This is a genomic window from Oleiphilus sp. HI0132 (genome assembly GCF_001635845.1).
Genome location: NZ_LWGJ01000303.1, coordinates 1 through 1,058, shown reverse-complemented (window position 1 = coordinate 1,058; position 1,058 = coordinate 1). Strand labels below are relative to the sequence as shown.

The following is a 1,058-nucleotide window of genomic DNA, read 5'->3' as shown; positions in this document are numbered from 1 at the left end:
AAATCACTCCCCGATAAAGGCGTCTCATCTGTTCAAGTATTTTGCCCTGGTTTTTCATCAGACTGTTTAGAAACGCTTGAGGAAATTGCCGTGGAAAATCGAGATTATTTTCTAGAAGCCGGCGGACAAAGTTATCAGTATATCCCTGCGTTAAACTCAGATAGGAGCCATATTGATTTACTAGAATCGATAATCGACAGCAACCTTCAAGGATGGGAGGTCAAGGCTCAGGATTATCAGGCACGTGAACGCAGGTTTAAAGGATGTCCTTTACACCAGTAATACTAAACAGACCTTCTAGCATGGCGCCTGAAGGTCTTTTCACTGATGCGTTCACAAGTTTAAGACTGCTGCCGATCCTTTATTTGCTGATATACCAAATCAGCATCCTGGGTTCGCTTGGCATACTCTCTCATATCACCCATTCTTTGAGCCTCGAAAGCGTAGGTCAGCTTTCTTTCATATTCCTTAATCAAGCGTTTCATTGTGTGTTGCTTAAATAGATTGATCATTGCGCTATTTCCTATTTATAGAGGGTACTTATTAAATAGTCTGTAATTGGTCGCTTTTTAGAGCAGTAGGCTCCCTACCGGGCGGCTTAGGTATATAAGCATGATAGGTTCTCGGTAGTTTTCAGTATCTCTTGTACTGAAGTGGGTCAGATAATAGGACTTGGTCTTTACGCGTGTTGAAAAAAACAATTCTGTATCTTCTTGTTTTCTTATTGGCCTTTAGCGTTTTTGTGCTGGCTAAGGCTCCAGCGCGTGTGATTTGGGAGGGAGTTGTAGAGGCTGATCCTTCTGTAACTAATTCTCTTCGCTCTGTTGGTGTTTCGGTAAAAGGCATTGAGGGGACTATCTGGGATGGTCGTGCTTTGGTTCAGTATAAAGGCATTGCCTCAATAGTTGATTGGAATGTGAAATTATCTGAACTATATGCCTTATCACTTCCCGTTAAGCTTGATATTGATAGCCAAGCGGGCGAATTGGAGGCTGTGATTACGGTGGGCATGTCTGACATCGCTGTGACGGTTTCTCGTGGTGACCTAGACTTATCTA

At 42.8% G+C, this 1,058-nt stretch carries 3 protein-coding genes; 2 read left to right on the top strand and 1 reads right to left on the bottom strand.

From position 1 onward, the window contains the following. Positions 1-282: ferrochelatase (locus tag A3766_RS03675; RefSeq protein ID WP_197479277.1), on the top strand; the 282-nt coding region annotated here is incomplete at its 5' end. A 59-nt stretch (positions 283-341) separates the two neighbouring features. Here the strand turns inward: A3766_RS03675 and A3766_RS29440 are convergent. Further along, a complete protein-coding gene (locus tag A3766_RS29440; RefSeq protein WP_156490163.1) occupies positions 342-512 on the bottom strand; it encodes a DUF6435 family protein in 171 nt (56 codons plus the stop codon). Between the two features lie 173 nt (positions 513-685). Here A3766_RS29440 and A3766_RS03670 point away from each other — a divergent pair. After that, positions 686-1,058 (top strand): hypothetical protein (locus A3766_RS03670; protein WP_197479275.1); only part of this gene is annotated, 373 nt, incomplete at its 3' end.